The sequence below is a fragment of the Flavobacterium proteolyticum genome (assembly GCF_015223105.1).
Taxonomy (GTDB): domain Bacteria; phylum Bacteroidota; class Bacteroidia; order Flavobacteriales; family Flavobacteriaceae; genus Flavobacterium; species Flavobacterium proteolyticum.
In genome coordinates, this window is the sequence record NZ_JADFTZ010000001.1 from 318,233 (window position 1) to 333,929 (window position 15,697).

Genomic DNA, 15,697 nt, shown 5'->3' on the forward strand with positions numbered 1-15,697 from the left:
TTAGTCCGAAATAGAAATAAAAAACCCGATTTTCAGTTGAGAATCGGGTTTTGTTTTTATAACTAATTACTTTTCACTAATCACTTATTTCTTATACTTCAACGGCAAATGCACCATTTTCTTTGTCTCAAAAAACTCATCAGTAAAGAAATCGGATAAATTGTATTGTGTTGCTTTTGGGAAATCCTTTAATTCTTCGGTTAAATCACCACCTTTTAGATATAAAATTCCGTTGGCTAATTCGTGGTTTTGTTTTTTAGCTACTTTGTCATCTACCCATTTAACAAAATCAGGCATATTGGTTACCGCACGACTTACAATGAAATCAAATTCTTGTTTCACTAATTCGGCACGTTTTTGTTCGGCTTTTACGTTTTTTAATCCTAAACCTACGGCAACTTCATTCACTACTTTGATTTTTTTTGCAATAACATCAATCAAATAAAAATCAACTTCTGGAAATAAAATTGCTAATGGAATTCCAGGAAAACCACCACCAGTTCCCACATCCATAATTTTAGAACCTGGACGGAACTCGATAATTTTTGCAATTCCTAACGAATGTAAAACATGACGCGTATATAATTCGTCAATATCTTTTCTTGAAATTACATTAATTTTAGAGTTCCAATCTTCATATAGCGATTGTAATTTTTGAAACTGAAGTATTTGATTTTCAGATAAATCAGGAAATTGCTTTAAAATGGCTTCCATTCGTTAAATTTTGCACAAAAATACGCTTTTTGGTGAATAAAAAATGACGAATATCATAAATGAAAAAATTATAATATTTATCTTTGACGAAATTTGAATACAAAATATATGAATACCACAACTCCGATTTTCTCAAAAGAGGACAACCTGAAGTTTTTCAGAACATTAAATAAAAGAGTAAACGATTATTTCAAAGAAAATAAAATTGACAAAACAGGAAACTGGAAATTACACTTAAAAACAATTGTAATGTTCGGTCTTTTCCTAACTCCATATTTCTTTCTATTAGCTATGGATATGCCGTTTTGGGTATATTTATTATTAAACGTAGTAATCGGAATTGGAATGGCAGGAGTTGGAATGAACGTAATGCATGATGGAAATCACGGTGCTTACTCCACAAAATCTTGGGTAAACAAATTAATGGGAGGAAGTATCTACATCCTAGCTGGAAATGTTTACAACTGGCAAGTACAACACAATGTTTTACATCACACCTACACCAACATTATTGGACACGATGAAGATTTAGAAGCGGGAAGAATTTTACGTTTTTCTAAAACAGCCAAATGGTACAGTCACCACAGATTTCAACATTATTATTCTGTTTTCTTATATGGATTATTAACCTTCAACTGGGCTATCACAACTGATTTCCTACAGATGAAACGTTACTTAAAAAGAAAATTATCCTATGGTGAAGCTAAAAGCCCAGCTTTTCAATGGACTACATTAATCATTACTAAAACTATTTACTTTTCAATTTGGTTAGTTTTACCAATGGTTTTAGGAGTAACTTGGTGGAAAGTACTTTTAGGATTTGTTGTAATGCATTACACTGCTGGATTAATTTTGAGTGTTGTATTCCAATTAGCACACGTAGTGGAAGACACTGTAAATCCAATGCCAGATGAAAATGGAGAAATCGAAAATACTTGGGCAATTCACCAATTGTTCACAACGGCTAACTTCGCACCAAAGAATTGGATTGTAAATTATTATACTGGTGGATTAAATCATCAAATTGAACACCATATTTTCCCAAATATCAGTCACATTCACTACAACAAAATTGCTGAAATTGTAAAACAAACAGCAGCAGAATGTAACTTACCATATCACGAGTTCAAAACGACTCGAGCGGCAATAGTATCTCACTTCAAGCATTTGAGAGAACTAGGAAGAAAACCACAATTAGCATAATAAAATAAAGAGACGCGAGGAATCGCGTCTTTTGTATTAACTATAATAACTAACACACAATGAACCCGTTATCGGACAGAATCAACAACTTAGCCGTTTCTCAAACTTTAGCTATGGCAGCTTTGGCAAGAGAATTAAAAGCACAAGGAAAAGACATTATTAGCCTTAGTTTAGGAGAACCAGATTTCAACACTCCTGAATTCATTAAAGAAGCTGCAAAAAAAGCAATCGACGAAAACTACAGTACGTACACACCTGTGGAAGGTTACTTAGAATTGAAAGAAGCGATTTGCAAAAAATTCAAAAGAGATAACAATTTAGACTACAAACCATCACAAATTGTAGTTTCTACGGGAGCAAAACAATCGTTATACAACATTGCACAAGTAATGTTAAACGAAGGTGACGAAGTAATTCTTCCTGCTCCATATTGGGTTTCGTATTTCGAAATTATCAAACTTTCTGGCGGAGTTCCGGTTGAAGTTCCAACTTCTGTAGAAAGCGATTTCAAAATTACACCAGAACAATTAGAAGCAGCTATCACACCAAAAACAAAAATGATGTGGTTCAGTTCACCTTGTAATCCAAGTGGTTCGGTTTACAATCGTGAAGAGTTAACAGCTTTAGCTAAAGTTTTAGAAAAACATCCACACGTATATGTAGTTTCTGACGAAATCTACGAACATATTAACTTTTCAGGAACATTCTGCAGTATTGCATCTATTCCAGGAATGTTAGAAAGAACGATTACTGTTAATGGAGTTGCGAAAGCATTCGCTATGACAGGTTGGAGAATTGGTTACATCGGAGCACCAGAATTCATTGCAAAAGCGTGTACTAAAATTCAAGGACAAGTTACTTCGGGAGCGAATTCTATTGCACAAAGAGCAACGATTACTGCTGTTGAAGCTGATCCAGGTGTATTAAACGAAATGGTTGCTGCCTTCAAAAACAGAAGAGATTTAGTAGTGGGATTAGTAAACCAAATTCCAGGCTTCAAATTGAATGTTCCAGAAGGTGCGTTTTATGTGTTCCCTGATGTTTCATCTTTCTTCGGGAAAACATTAAAAGGTCAATTAATTAAAGACGCAACCGATTTCTCGATGTTCTTATTAGCAGAAGCAAATGTAGCAACGGTAACTGGTGATGCTTTTGGAAATCCAAATTGTATTCGTTTCTCTTACGCAACTAGCGAAGCTTTATTAACAGAAGCAATGAGAAGAATTAAAGAAGCGGTTTCTTAAATCACAAACAAATATATTAGCACGAATTGATTTATTAAATTAAACCAATTCGTGTTTTTTTATGCTCTAAATTCAAAAAAAGCGAACTTGAATTAGAAATCTTGGATTTTTTATAAGAACTTTGCACACTTTTTTTCGGCAAATCCCGAAAGATTAAAGATTTACAAATGAAATCGCTACTAAAAAATATTGCGTAAGCAATCACAAATTAAAAAAAGCGATTCCATATGTTACATCTGAAAAATTATAATCAGAACATATGAAAAAGAAGATTGAAATTTTAGCTCCTGCAAAAAACTTAGTACAAGGAATTGCTGCCATAAACAGTGGTGCAGATGCGGTTTATATTGGTGCTCCTTTATATGGTGCTCGTTCAAATGCTACCAATTCTGTGGAAGATATTGCCGAATTGGTAAAATATGCGCACTTGTTTAACGCTCAGGTTTTTGTAGTTATCAATACCATTTTATACGATAACGAATTAGAACCTTGTCGTCAATTGATTTGGAAATTGTATGACATTGGCGTAGACGCTTTAATCATTCAAGACATGGCGATTATGGAAATGGAGCTACCTCCTATCGTATTGCATGCCAGTACGCAAACCAATAATCGTGATGCCGATAAAATCAAATTCTTAGCGGATGCCGGAATCAAACGTGTGGTTTTAGCGCGTGAATTGAATTTAAGTCAAATCAAAGAAATCCGTGACGCTTCTGATGTAGAATTAGAATTTTTCGTAACGGGCGCTTTGTGTGTTTCATTTAGCGGAAATTGCTATATGAGTGTTGCTAATGGCGAACGTTCGGCAAACCGTGGTTCTTGTGCACAAAATTGTCGTTTACCTTATAATTTAATTGATGGAAATGGTGATACTTTAATCAAAAACAGTCACTTACTTTCTATTAAAGATTTTGATGTTTCGAACCAAATTCCAAATTTAGTAGAAGCCGGAATTGTTTCATTCAAAATTGAAGGTCGTTTGAAAGACATCGTTTATGTAAAAAACAACGTTTCTTATTTACGTCAGAAATTAGATGCTTTCTTGAACGAAAACAACGATAAATACACCAAAGCTTCTTCTGGAAAATGTACATACTTATTCGATTCATCATTAGACAGAACCTTCAATCGTGGTTATACCGATTATTTTGTAAACGAAAGGCATCAAGCGATTGGTTCTTGGGAAAGTCCAAAATCAAAAGGACAATATATTGGTAAATTGGTAAAAACGGTTGGGAATTCATACGAAATTGAAAATGGTGAATTACTAAATAATGGTGACGGATTGTGTTTCATTAACGAAAACAACGAAGCCGAAGGAATTTACGTTAACCGTGCCGAAAACGGATTTGTTTATCCAAATGTATTGAAAGAAATCAAAGAAGGTACTTTCATTTACAGAAATAATGATGCTGCTTTCATCAAATTAGTAGAAAGAGAAGATAGTGCGGTTCGTAAAATCAGCACAACTTTACTATTAAAAGAAAACGAAACAGGTTTTGAATTAATCGCAACTGATGAAGATGGAAATGTAAGTTTAGTAAATTTGGTTCACCCAAAAGAACAAACAAAAAACAACGAATCTTTAGCTGAAAATTTTAAAACCAACTTAGCAAAAACAGGTTTCACACCTTATACAGCTGATGAAATTACGATTGAATTTTCTGGAAATTGGTTCCTTCCTATTTCAAAAATCAATGAAATGCGAAGAACGGTTTACGAACAATTATCGGAAATTCGTTTGAAAAATTATGTTCGCAAAGAACACCAATTGGTAAAAACATCGCATCCGTATCCAGAAACGAAATTGGATTTCATGTACAATGTTGCCAATAAAACAGCACGTAAATTCTACGAGCGTCATGGTGTAACCGAAATTGAAAAAGCGTTCGAATTACAATGGGACCCGGGAAAATCTCGTGTAATGACTACTAAATATTGTATTAAATACGAATTAGAGCGTTGTCCAAAATACCATCGTGAAAACATGGACAAAAAGCTAAAAGAACCTTTAGTTTTAAAACAAGGCGAATTGGAATACAAATTAAAATTCAATTGTAAACCTTGTGAAATGGAAATTTGGGAAAAAGATGCCGAATTCGAAATTGAAGAAGATCACTTTCATTAATATAGAAACCGATGTGTAATGCATCGGTTTTTTTGTTTCTTTAATCCCAAAATTAAATTGTATTTTTGGAGTAATGCAATCTATTTTAGAAAATATCGCCAAACATGTTACGCTAACTCCTGAAGAGCAAGAGTTGTTTTTGTCTAAAACTGAAACCAGACAATTCAAAACCAAAACCATTTTATTGAGTGCAGGCGAAGTGGCGACTTGCACGTATTTTGTGAATTCCGGAATTTTGAGAAGTTTCAATATTAATGATAATATTATCGAACACGTATTACATTTTGCTTGCGAAGGTTGGTGGATTGGTGACATGTACAGTTACATTTCTGAAAAACCAGGAAATTTGTTCATAGAAATTTTAGAAGATGCCGAAGTGGTGATGATTACCAAAGAAAACCAACAACAACTTTATCAAGAAATTCCAAAATTAGAACGCTTTTTCAGAATTTTAGCCGAAAACTCCTTAGTTGCACATCAAGAACGACTAATGGACAATTTAAGTTTAACTGCCGAAGAACGTTTTGAAAAATTCTGTTCTAAATATCCCACCTTAATTCAGAAAGTTCCTCAAAAACATATTGCATCCTTCATAGGCGTAACACCTGAGTTTTTTAGTAAGATGAAAGCAAGATTATTGAAAAAATAAAACGAGCCATTGCTGACTCGTTTTAAACTTTATTTTTTACAACAACTTCACCACCGTAAAATTAGTACTCCCATCTGTCCTCGGAGTGCTATTTGCGGCTGTATTCGTGTTATTGAATCGAATCGAAAATACTTGGCCTGCTGTTAAATAAACTTGAGCTGTTAATTGTCCACGATTATTAATTGCTGCTTGAATAGACGCGGTATTTACCGATTGTACACCTAAAAAATCTGGTCCTATTACCGCATTCGTGTTTTGCGTATTATCTGTGTAATCATTGTTCACATCGATGTAAGGTAAAATTGCGGTTCCATTAACTGATGCAATGACTTGAATGGTAACCAGGTATAACCCATCAGAAGGAGCAGTGAAAATCCCTGTTGTAGCGTTATATGCACCTCCAATATTTGTCGTTACAGATCCAAAGCAGGTAGCTAGCGTCGGTGCTGCTGTATTACTTCCAAATGGTATTGATTGAGCAGTATTTGCAGAGGCTCTCACCAACATTACAGGTCCACTACCACCTGCACTTGGTGTTACCCACTGCGTTGCTCCTGCACCATTCGTTTGTAACACTTGACCTGCAGTACCACGTGTTGCTGGCAACGTGAAATCGTTGGTTCCAATGGCTTGACCGTTTACGCGAACTTGTCCTGCAATCTCAGTACTGGTTACATTGTTGTCACCCAAACGTATTTTGTTGCTTGCATTTACTTGTGCACCAGCACCAATTGCTGTAGCATTACTCAGGGTACCCGAGGTTACGTTTGCATTGTGCCCAATCGCGGTATTAAAATTTCCGCTTGAGGTCACAGACAAAGCGCTTCTTCCCACAGCTGTGTTTCCACCTCCAGTTGTATTATTGAGCAATGCTTGAACACCTACAGCGGTATTTTCAGCACCTGAACTATTTACATTAAAGGCAGATACTCCGAATACAGTATTTTGAGAACCAAAGGTGGTTTCGTTTCCACCGCCAATAAACATACTTTCACTACCTAATCCAGTGGTAACAGTAATTCGTCCATTTGGGGTGATTCTCCAACGCTCTAAATTGTTGGTACGGAAAACAATGGGTTGGTTGTCGGTAGTTCCAATAAAGTTAGTAGTTGGGTTTGTACCTGCATTACCAGTAAGACCCCAACCACTGCTTCCACTTGGTGTTACCCATTGTGTATTATAATCGGTACCATTTACTTTGGCTAACACTTGTCCTGCTGTTCCACCTGTTGGCACACCTTGTCCGTTGGTACCGTTAGTTCCCGCTGGACCTTGAGGGCCTGTTGCTCCGGTTAATCCTGTTGGACCCTGTGGACCCATTGCTCCCGTTAAACCGATTGGTCCTTGCGGTCCTGTTTCACCTTGAATACCTTGTGGTCCTGCAGGTCCTTGTGGTCCAGTAGCACCTGTTAATCCAATTGGTCCTTGTGGTCCTGTTTCTCCTTGAATACCTTGTGGTCCAGTAGCACCTGTTAATCCAATTGGTCCTTGTGGGCCTGTTGCACCAGTCAAACCGATTGGTCCTTGCGGTCCTGTTTCACCTTGAATACCTTGTGGTCCTGCAGGTCCTTGTTGGCCTGTTTCACCTTGAATACCTTGTGGGCCTGTTGCCCCAGTTAATCCGATAGGACCTGCAGGACCTGCAGGTCCTTGTGGGCCAGGAGTTGAACTCCCTGATGTTTTGGCATATAAAGCATAAGGTGCACTCAATAATTGAGAAGTACCTGTAATAGTATAGGAAGAACCGCCTGTTGGATCGGTTTCTGTTTTGATGAAATACGGACCGTTTGCCCAGTTGATAGTAGCCATGTTTCCTGAAACTATTGTACCACCACCAATTTCTAGCGTCACTAATCCGTTCGCATTAGAGATTGGAGTTTGTGTTTCTACATAAACGGCTGTTCCTGTAGCCGAACCTTGTAAAATACTAATTTGCATGCCTACCGGTTGGTTGAATACTAAGTTATTGGTAGTGTTACGCACTACGGCTTGGTAGCTCATTTTTTCTGGAGCTTGCGCGAAAGCTAAACTTCCGATAAATAAAGAAGTAGCTACAATAAGTTTTTTTATATTTTTCATTTTTTAACTTTCAGATTACATTTTAAATATCATGAACTTACAAGTACCATTCGTACTTAAGCCTTGACTGAAGGTACCTGAATTTGCTGTTAAACCTTTGATATTTATAGTTTGTCCTGCAGTTAAATACATCATTACAGATGTAAATCCTTTTCCTTTCACCCCAGATGGGAAATTTCCGGGATTGGCTACAGGATATTCTGTAAACATTGTATTTATACCTGTTATACCTGCATTATCAAAATCCACAAACAAAAACTGATTGGGTGTTTGGCTTGGAGTTGGTGCATCTGGGGTACGAACAGTTGCTTGTATACAATATACTCCAGCTTGATTTACTGTGAAAGTATTGGTAGCTGTATTATAGCTTCCAAAAGTAGTGTTCGAGGTAACCACATTGTCAAACGTTACCAAATCACCTGTATTTAGTCCATTAGCTAATGCTAAAACTTGAGGATTAGTAGTTTTTGTAGCAATCAAGGCTACTTGTGCACCACTTCCTCCTGCACTTGGTGTAACCCATTGTGTATTATAATCCGTTCCATTTACTTTAGCTAAAACTTGACCTGTTGTTCCACCTGTTGGCACACCTTGTCCATTAGCACCAGGAACTCCTGCTGGGCCTTGTGGACCAGTTAAACCTTGTGGACCTTGTGGACCCGCTGCTCCTGTTAAACCAATCGGTCCTTGAGGACCCATCGGACCTGTTGCTCCGTCTAAACCATTAGCTCCTGCTGGACCTGCTGGACCTTGTGGTCCCATTGGACCTGTTGCTCCGTCTAAACCGTTAGCACCTGCTGGACCTTGAGGACCTTGAGGACCTTGTGGTCCCATTGGACCTGTTGCACCATCTAAACCGTTAGCACCTGCTGGACCTTGAGGACCTTGTGGTCCCATTGGACCTGTTGCACCATCTAAACCGTTAACACCTGCTGGACCTTGTGGTCCTGTTAAACCTTGAGGACCTTGTGGACCCATTGGACCAGTTGCTCCATCTAAGCCGTTAGTTCCTGCTGGACCTTGAATACCTTGAGGACCTGCTGGACCAGGAGTTGAACTCCCTGATGTTTTGGCATACAAAGCATAAGGTGCACTCAATAATTGAGAAGTACCTGTAATGGTATAAGAAGATCCGCCTGTTGGATCAGTTTCTGTTTTGATGAAATAGGGACCATTTGCCCAGTTGATAGTAGCCATGTTTCCTGAAACTATTGTACCACCACCAATTTCTAGCGTCACTAATCCGTTCGCATTAGAGATTGGAGTTTGTGTTTCTACATAAACGGCTGTTCCTGTAGCCGAACCTTGTAAAATACTAATTTGCATGCCTACCGGTTGGTTGGTTACTAAATTATTAGTAGTGTTACGCACTACGGCTTGGTAGCTCATTTTTTCAGGTACTTGAGTTGTGGTTGTAACAGTTAATACAATTGTACTGTTATTAGTTACAATACCAACATCAGCAAGTGTTTGACCGTCTTGAATTGTTGTACCATTCCAAGATATGACTTGGTTTATAACTGGAACTGAAATTTGATCAAATATTTTGTTCTTAACATTTTCTCCACTATCTGACGGCTCTACATCTAATGAAATAGTGCCATTATTAGGTGTTTGTACGAATAAATTCATTCCGTACGTTTGTAATGTTAAGAAAGAAAATATAATTAATGTGTAAATTTTTCTCATAATTAATTCTCTTTTTTAATGATTTTAAACGTTTTCACTTCTTTGTTGTTGCTTACCACTTTTAACAGAAAAATAGCTGCTGGTAAGCGTTCCATTTGAATAGAAGATGTTTCAGCAGTAATTTTTTCATTTAAAATCATTTTTCCGTTTAAGTCAAAAAATTGATAGGAAAGATTGGCGAAATCTGTATTTCGTACTTCAAGTTGTAACCAATTGGTTGTTGGATTTGGATACACTGCTAATTGCAAGTTAATGTTGAAATTCTCTGCACCTAAAACGGTTTGGATTTCAAAAGGTTGTTGCACACCTTGTGCTACTGAACCGGTTGTTCCGGTATTAGTTGTGTATACCACTTGCCCTACTGTGTAACTCACATTTCCATTTGTTCCAGAAGCATTACCTCCAGAAGTAGCTACTGATTCTTGTGCTTGTGCTTGAAAAGCGCCCAGTAAAAGTGTGGCAATGAGTAGTTTTTTAATTTTCATTGGGTTCATAATTAGTTAATAAAAAAAGATAATATGATATAAATTATACCAGTGTATAAAATAAATAATAGAATTTCTAAACGGTATTTTTCTATGTTTTTCAAGGTTATTGTTTAATCAATTTTACCGTTTGTGTTTGGTTGTTTTCGGTGGTGATTTTAGCAAAATAAATGCCTGCTGTAAAACCATTTAAGTCTACCATTGTAGCACCAATATTTGCTTTTTGTGTTGTAATTTGATTTCCTAAAATATCGAATATCTCAATAGTAGTAGAACCTTCATTTTCAATCGTAAAAATTCCGTTTGAGGGGTTTGGATAAACGCTTATTTTTGATTGATTAAAATCTTCCGAAGACAATATTGAATTGATAGAATTAAAATTTGTCCAAACCGCAGCTCCTTCATATAAAGCTTCAGTACCTGCTGGAACATATAAAGGTATTGTTGGAATGTGTGAACTTGAGAAAAGGTCTGAACCAACAGTTGGTGGTGTAGTCCAATTAACTGTTACAGAAGTTAAGCTAGTACTATCCAATGCCACAAATCCAAAGGATGTTACAGAACTTGGAATATTAATAGACGTTAAACTTGAATAACGAAATGCTGCAACTCCAATGTGGGTTATAGAATTTGGTATATTCACTGAAGTTGCATCTGAAAAATAAAATCCATAATCCTTAATAGAAGTTACATTGTATGTTATTCCTGAATTTACAACACTTGTAGGTATATTTTCCACACCTGATGAAGAACCTATTTGTGCAACATTTACATTTAGACCATTTGTAACAGTATATCTCAAATTACCAATATCAAAGATTTGTGCATTTGATAAAAAGATAAAAAATAAGAAAAGAACTGAAAATTGTAATTTTTGTTTCATGATAAGATTCAAATTTAAAGGTTACTATTGATTTTAAGTTTAGTTGAAGTCTCAACTAACTTCGTTTTTTAGTTATGTTTAGTTTTCTTTTTTAAAATTTTCCAACAACTCTTTATTTTCCTTATGTTTCAAAATTCCCATTACTTCTTTAATATTTTGATCAGTTAAAGGAATATCATTTTGAATGCAGGTGTAAATCGCCTCATTTCTTTTAATGGAGAAAAGACGGAGGTAATTTTTGATACGTTCTAAGATTTTCATTTGTATAATTGTTTACTGCAAATTTGAAGTAGTAATACTGGATATTCTAATTTACAGCGGGTAGTTATCGGGTAGTTTCATGCACTACCCGCTGGGTAGTTTTCATTAAAACATTAAAAATCAATATTTTAAAAACAAAACTTATTTTTAGTTTTAATAAGGTGTTTCTTATCTTTGAGAAAATTTTTAGGTATGATTAAAAAGCATTTCCCCTTTTTGCTTTTAGTTTTATTTGTATTTACTCAATCCTTTGGGCAATCTGAAAAACTCAAAAAATTAGAAAATCAAATCAAAATATTAAATGATAATTTGCAATATGAAAAATCGATTGCAGTATTAAATGAAATAATAATAAATGAGCAATCTACTCATTATGAAAAATATTATGCCTACTTATTAGAGTCTTTTACATACAAACGTTTATTTAACTATACAAAAACACTACATAAGTTAGATTTAGCTCTTGCTGAAGGCTTGCAAAGTGACCAAAAAGAAGAGGTTAAAAATACAATTGATGCTGAAAAATGCTTTGTCTATTTTGATACGCAAGATTTTCCAAAAGCCGAAGCTTTGATAATTCAACTAAGAAAATTAAATTTCAAACATTTATCTATTCCCACACAATCTTGGATTATTATGCAAGATGGTTATATTAAAATGTTAAAGAAAGACTATGCAAAATCAGAAAAATTACTAAATGAAGCAGCAGCATTAGTTAAAGCAAATTCTCCTGAGAATTTACCCAATATTTATGGTAAAAAAATGGAGCTTTATAATAAAATGAACCTTTATGAAAAACGTGATATCACATTTAAAGAAGGTCTATTATTAGCAAAAAAATACAATAAGGTAAAATATGAAATGTATTTGTATCAAGTAATGCGAAACATATTTCAAGAAAATGAGGATTATAAAAATGCTTTTTTTACACAAAAAAAATATGATTCCATTGTAAAATATTATAATGCAACCGATGCCAATGGAAAGTTAGAATTAGCTGAAAAAAAATTAGAAGACGAGAATAGACAGCTAAAAGCTCAAAACGAAAAATATATAGATTATATATTATACGGTGTTATTGTATCATTACTTCTTTTATTGTTTTTTGCAGTTAGATTATACCAATCAAATATGGCAAAAAGAATTTTAGTTGAAAAAGAGAACACAAGAATTCATAATGAAATTGAACGCCTAACCCAAGCATTAGACGAAAAAGGAAATGCAAGTTTAAATTTATCAAACTATAATTTAACTGATCGTCAAAAAGAAATTATTGAACTTATTCGTTCTGGTTTAACCAATAAAGAAATAGCTTCTAAACTTTTTATTTCTGAAAACACAGTAAAATATCACTTAAAAATTATTTACGAAATTTTAGATGTAGAACATCGTTCGGCTATACGATAATTTCTTAATCTACATTAAGTGCTTACAGAATCTTCTGGTTGTAAATTTGTATCATAATAATTACTAAATTTATACATTATGAAAAATACAGTTTTACACAAAGCAGATTCAAGAGGACATGCCGATCATGGTTGGTTAAATGCTTATCATAGTTTTAGTTTTGCTAACTGGTACAATCCTGATAGAATTCAGTTTGGAATGCTACGCGTTTTAAATGACGATACAGTTGCAGCAGGAATGGGTTTTGGAACACATCCACACGATAATATGGAAATTATCACTATTCCATTAGAAGGAGACTTGGCCCACAAAGACAGTATGGGAAATGGCACAACTATTAAAAGTGGTGATATACAAGTAATGAGTGCTGGAACGGGAATTCAACACAGTGAGTTTAACCCAAATCATGACCAACACACAAAATTGTTTCAAATTTGGTTGTTTCCAAAATACAGAAATGTGGAACCTCGTTACCAACAAATTACCTTAGACCAATCGTTACAAAAAAATGATTTTGCTCAAATCTTATCACCAAATCCTGATGATGCTGGGGTTTGGATTCATCAAGATGCATGGTTTTATTTGAGTGATTTTGACAAGGATTTTTCGAAAAAACTTTCACTTAAAAAAGAAGGCAACGGTTTTTACATCATGAATATTGAAGGCGAAATCGAAGTTAACGGAGAAAAATTAGAAAGAAGAGATGCAATCGGAATTTGGGAAACCAATGAAATTGAAATCAAAGCGAATTCAAATACGAAGTTTTTGGTGATGGAAATTCCAATGGAACAATAAATTAATCTTTTCAACATTCAAAATTCCTTTTGAATAATGAATGTTGAAATTTAAAAACCATAATTATGACCGAAGAAGTCCAACTTAGAATAAACGACAACAAAGGTTCTTTTTACATTGAAGTTAATGGAAATCAAGAAGCAATGATGACTTTTGTTTTTGCTGGTGAAGATAAAATTATCATTGATCACACTGAAGTAAATCCTGGAAACGAAGGAAAAGGCTTTGGAAAAAAAATGGTAACAAAAGCAGTAGAATTTGCAAGAGAAAAAGGAATCAAAATCTTGCCTTTGTGTCCGTTTGCGAAAAGTGTTTTTGATAAAACTCCTGAATTTAGAGACGTTTTATAATTATCCCCTGCAAGATTTCAAAACCTTGCAGGTTTTTATATTAATGCAACAACCAAAAACTAAGAATCATGGATCCAAAAAATCTAAAAAAAGAATACACAAATGGTGAAGTAACCATTGTATGGCAATCTGGAAAATGTACTCATTCTGCTAATTGTGTTAAGAATAATCCAGATGTTTTTAAACCAAAAGAACAACCTTGGATTACACCTGATAATTCAACCACAGAAAAAATTATTGAAACCGTAAAAAAATGCCCTTCGGGAGCCTTAACTTATTATTTGAACAAGAATGACTAAAAAAATTATCGCTTTCGGAGCTTCTTCAAGCAAGCAATCCATAAATAAACAATTGGCAACTTTTGCTGCTAACCAATTTCAAAATGTTTCTGTTGAAATTTTAGATTTAAACGATTACGAAATGCCTATTTTCTCTGTTGATAAAGAAAAAGAAAACGGAATTCATCCTTTAGCACAAGAATTTTACAGCAAATTAGGAAGTGCTGATTTAATCATTATTTCGTTTGCCGAACATAACGGAAATTACTCTAGTGCATTCAAAAATATTCTAGATTGGACTTCACGTATTAACGCCAAAACCTTTCAAGAAAAACCAATGTTGTTATTAGCAACTTCCCCTGGTGCTCGAGGTGGAAGTTCGGTTTTAGAAATTGCTTCAAAACGTTTTCCGTTTCAAGGTGGAATTGTAAAAGGTAGTTTTTCATTACCAAGTTTCTACGAAAATTTTGATGTGATAAATGGGATTATCCATCCAGAATATAAAAATCAATTATTGGAAATTGTAAATTCAACTGAATTCTAATAAAAATGTTATTTTTGCCACTCAAGAAAAACTTGAAACTTTAAACTTGAAACAAAATTTATGAAAGCATACGTATTTCCAGGTCAAGGAGCACAATTCACAGGAATGGGTAAAGATTTATATGAAAACTCCCCTTTAGCAAAAGAATTATTCGAAAAAGCCAATGATATTTTAGGTTTCAGAATCACCGATATCATGTTCGAAGGAACGGCTGAAGAATTGAAAGAAACTAAAGTAACCCAACCAGCCGTTTTTTTACACTCAGTAATTTTAGCTAAAGTTTTAGACGTAAGACCTGATATGGTCGCTGGCCATTCTTTAGGAGAATTTTCTGCTTTAGTAGTAAACGGTGCTTTATCATTTGAAGACGGATTAAAATTAGTTTCTCAAAGAGCAATGGCAATGCAAAAAGCATGTGAAATTACTCCTTCTACTATGGCAGCCGTTTTAAACTTAGACGACAAAATCGTAGAAGATATTTGTGCTTCAATTGATGGAGTTGTAGTAGCCGCAAATTACAACTGTCCAGGGCAATTAGTAATTTCTGGAGAATACAAAGCAGTAGAATTAGCTTGCGAGAAAATGAAAGAAGCCGGAGCAAAACGTGCTTTAATTTTACCAGTTGGTGGTGCTTTTCACTCACCAATGATGGAACCAGCGAGAGAAGAATTAGCAGCAGCAATTGAAGCTACTACTTTTGCCACCCCAACTTGCCCAGTATATCAAAACGTTACAGCAAACGCCGTTTCAGATGCATCAGAGATTAAGAAAAACTTAATTTCACAATTAACTGGAGCTGTAAGATGGACACAATCGGTACAACAAATGATTGCTGATGGAGCAACAAGTTTTACAGAAGTGGGTCCTGGAAAAGTATTAGTTGGATTAGTAAATAAAATTAACAAAGACGTAGAAACAATTTCTGCTTCTTTATAAATAAAAATACTTTTAAAATTGAATTCCTCATGAAGTTTATTCGTGAGGA

General features: G+C 34.8%; 16 protein-coding genes. 10 read left to right on the plus strand and 6 right to left on the minus strand.

Going from position 1 to position 15,697, the window contains the following annotated elements; translation table 11 throughout:
- Window positions 1-84: 84 nt before the first annotated feature.
- On the minus strand, window positions 85-714 hold the full coding sequence (gene rsmG, locus IM755_RS01345; RefSeq protein WP_194093271.1) for a 16S rRNA (guanine(527)-N(7))-methyltransferase RsmG: 630 nt from the start codon (window positions 712-714) through the stop codon (window positions 85-87).
- 108 nt (window positions 715-822) lie between these two features.
- On the opposite strand from rsmG, the gene IM755_RS01350 reads away from it, so the two are divergent.
- From IM755_RS01350 to IM755_RS01365, 4 genes are all read left to right on the plus strand, one after another.
- Complete coding sequence (locus IM755_RS01350) at window positions 823-1,917, plus strand: fatty acid desaturase family protein (protein ID WP_194093272.1); 1,095 nt, start codon at window positions 823-825, stop codon at window positions 1,915-1,917.
- Window positions 1,918-1,976: 59 nt separating this feature from the next.
- Window positions 1,977-3,161: a pyridoxal phosphate-dependent aminotransferase gene (locus IM755_RS01355; protein ID WP_194093273.1), complete on the plus strand. Its 1,185-nt coding sequence runs from the start codon at window positions 1,977-1,979 to the stop codon at window positions 3,159-3,161.
- 259 nt (window positions 3,162-3,420) lie between these two features.
- The gene (locus IM755_RS01360) at window positions 3,421-5,292 is read left to right on the plus strand and encodes a peptidase U32 family protein (protein WP_194093274.1); all 1,872 of its coding nucleotides are present in this window, start codon (window positions 3,421-3,423) and stop codon (window positions 5,290-5,292) included.
- Window positions 5,293-5,365: 73 nt separating this feature from the next.
- Window positions 5,366-5,941, plus strand: a complete 576-nt coding sequence (locus IM755_RS01365; RefSeq protein WP_194093275.1) for a Crp/Fnr family transcriptional regulator — start codon at window positions 5,366-5,368, stop codon at window positions 5,939-5,941.
- Window positions 5,942-5,977: 36 nt separating this feature from the next.
- Here IM755_RS01365 and IM755_RS12855 read toward each other — a convergent pair whose 3' ends face one another.
- The 5 genes from IM755_RS12855 to IM755_RS01390 form a co-directional block, all read right to left on the minus strand.
- The gene (locus tag IM755_RS12855) at window positions 5,978-8,020 is read right to left on the minus strand and encodes a C1q-like domain-containing protein (RefSeq protein ID WP_194093276.1); all 2,043 of its coding nucleotides are present in this window, start codon (window positions 8,018-8,020) and stop codon (window positions 5,978-5,980) included.
- Between the two features lie 15 nt (window positions 8,021-8,035).
- On the minus strand, window positions 8,036-9,709 hold the full coding sequence (locus tag IM755_RS01375; RefSeq protein WP_194093277.1) for a ubiquitin-like protein: 1,674 nt from the start codon (window positions 9,707-9,709) through the stop codon (window positions 8,036-8,038).
- A 2-nt stretch (window positions 9,710-9,711) separates the two neighbouring features.
- Complete coding sequence (locus tag IM755_RS01380; RefSeq protein ID WP_194093278.1) at window positions 9,712-10,194, minus strand: T9SS type A sorting domain-containing protein; 483 nt, start codon at window positions 10,192-10,194, stop codon at window positions 9,712-9,714.
- 106 nt (window positions 10,195-10,300) lie between these two features.
- Complete coding sequence (locus tag IM755_RS01385; protein WP_194093279.1) at window positions 10,301-11,077, minus strand: T9SS type A sorting domain-containing protein; 777 nt, start codon at window positions 11,075-11,077, stop codon at window positions 10,301-10,303.
- 78 nt (window positions 11,078-11,155) lie between these two features.
- Entirely contained in the window at window positions 11,156-11,338 is a 183-nt protein-coding gene (locus tag IM755_RS01390) for a hypothetical protein (RefSeq protein ID WP_194093280.1), read from the minus strand.
- Between the two features lie 174 nt (window positions 11,339-11,512).
- Here IM755_RS01390 and IM755_RS01395 point away from each other — a divergent pair, with 174 nt between their 5' ends.
- From IM755_RS01395 to fabD, 6 genes are all read left to right on the plus strand, one after another.
- Window positions 11,513-12,745 (plus strand): helix-turn-helix transcriptional regulator, encoded by a 1,233-nt coding sequence (locus IM755_RS01395; protein ID WP_194093281.1) that lies wholly within the window; start codon window positions 11,513-11,515, stop codon window positions 12,743-12,745.
- Between the two features lie 78 nt (window positions 12,746-12,823).
- A complete protein-coding gene (locus IM755_RS01400; RefSeq protein ID WP_194093282.1) occupies window positions 12,824-13,540 on the plus strand; it encodes a pirin family protein in 717 nt (238 codons plus the stop codon).
- Between the two features lie 65 nt (window positions 13,541-13,605).
- The gene (locus IM755_RS01405; protein WP_194093283.1) at window positions 13,606-13,890 is read left to right on the plus strand and encodes a GNAT family N-acetyltransferase; all 285 of its coding nucleotides are present in this window, start codon (window positions 13,606-13,608) and stop codon (window positions 13,888-13,890) included.
- Window positions 13,891-13,958: 68 nt separating this feature from the next.
- Entirely contained in the window at window positions 13,959-14,189 is a 231-nt protein-coding gene (locus IM755_RS01410; RefSeq protein ID WP_194093284.1) for a (4Fe-4S)-binding protein, read from the plus strand.
- Entirely contained in the window at window positions 14,182-14,712 is a 531-nt protein-coding gene (locus IM755_RS01415; RefSeq protein ID WP_026724284.1) for an NADPH-dependent FMN reductase, read from the plus strand. Before IM755_RS01410 ends, IM755_RS01415 begins: the two co-directional genes overlap by 8 nt.
- A gap of 60 nt (window positions 14,713-14,772) precedes the next feature.
- Window positions 14,773-15,648, plus strand: coding sequence for an ACP S-malonyltransferase (fabD, locus tag IM755_RS01420; protein WP_194093285.1), 876 nt, complete (start codon window positions 14,773-14,775; stop codon window positions 15,646-15,648).
- Window positions 15,649-15,697 lie beyond the last annotated feature (49 nt).

Excerpts from the sequence above, each read along its gene's own strand:
- rsmG (WP_194093271.1), bottom strand. The coding sequence starts at position 714 with ATGGAAGCCATTTTAAAGCAATTTCCTGATTTATCTGAAAATCAAATA.
- IM755_RS01350 (WP_194093272.1), top strand. The coding sequence starts at position 823 with ATGAATACCACAACTCCGATTTTCTCAAAAGAGGACAACCTGAAGTTT.
- IM755_RS01355 (WP_194093273.1), top strand. The coding sequence starts at position 1,977 with ATGAACCCGTTATCGGACAGAATCAACAACTTAGCCGTTTCTCAAACT.
- IM755_RS01360 (WP_194093274.1), top strand. The coding sequence starts at position 3,421 with ATGAAAAAGAAGATTGAAATTTTAGCTCCTGCAAAAAACTTAGTACAA.
- IM755_RS01365 (WP_194093275.1), top strand. The coding sequence starts at position 5,366 with ATGCAATCTATTTTAGAAAATATCGCCAAACATGTTACGCTAACTCCT.
- IM755_RS12855 (WP_194093276.1), bottom strand. The coding sequence starts at position 8,020 with ATGAAAAATATAAAAAAACTTATTGTAGCTACTTCTTTATTTATCGGA.
- IM755_RS01375 (WP_194093277.1), bottom strand. The coding sequence starts at position 9,709 with ATGAGAAAAATTTACACATTAATTATATTTTCTTTCTTAACATTACAA.
- IM755_RS01380 (WP_194093278.1), bottom strand. The coding sequence starts at position 10,194 with ATGAAAATTAAAAAACTACTCATTGCCACACTTTTACTGGGCGCTTTT.
- IM755_RS01385 (WP_194093279.1), bottom strand. The coding sequence starts at position 11,077 with ATGAAACAAAAATTACAATTTTCAGTTCTTTTCTTATTTTTTATCTTT.
- IM755_RS01390 (WP_194093280.1), bottom strand. The coding sequence starts at position 11,338 with ATGAAAATCTTAGAACGTATCAAAAATTACCTCCGTCTTTTCTCCATT.
- IM755_RS01400 (WP_194093282.1), top strand. The coding sequence starts at position 12,824 with ATGAAAAATACAGTTTTACACAAAGCAGATTCAAGAGGACATGCCGAT.
- IM755_RS01405 (WP_194093283.1), top strand. The coding sequence starts at position 13,606 with ATGACCGAAGAAGTCCAACTTAGAATAAACGACAACAAAGGTTCTTTT.
- IM755_RS01410 (WP_194093284.1), top strand. The coding sequence starts at position 13,959 with ATGGATCCAAAAAATCTAAAAAAAGAATACACAAATGGTGAAGTAACC.
- IM755_RS01415 (WP_026724284.1), top strand. The coding sequence starts at position 14,182 with ATGACTAAAAAAATTATCGCTTTCGGAGCTTCTTCAAGCAAGCAATCC.
- fabD (WP_194093285.1), top strand. The coding sequence starts at position 14,773 with ATGAAAGCATACGTATTTCCAGGTCAAGGAGCACAATTCACAGGAATG.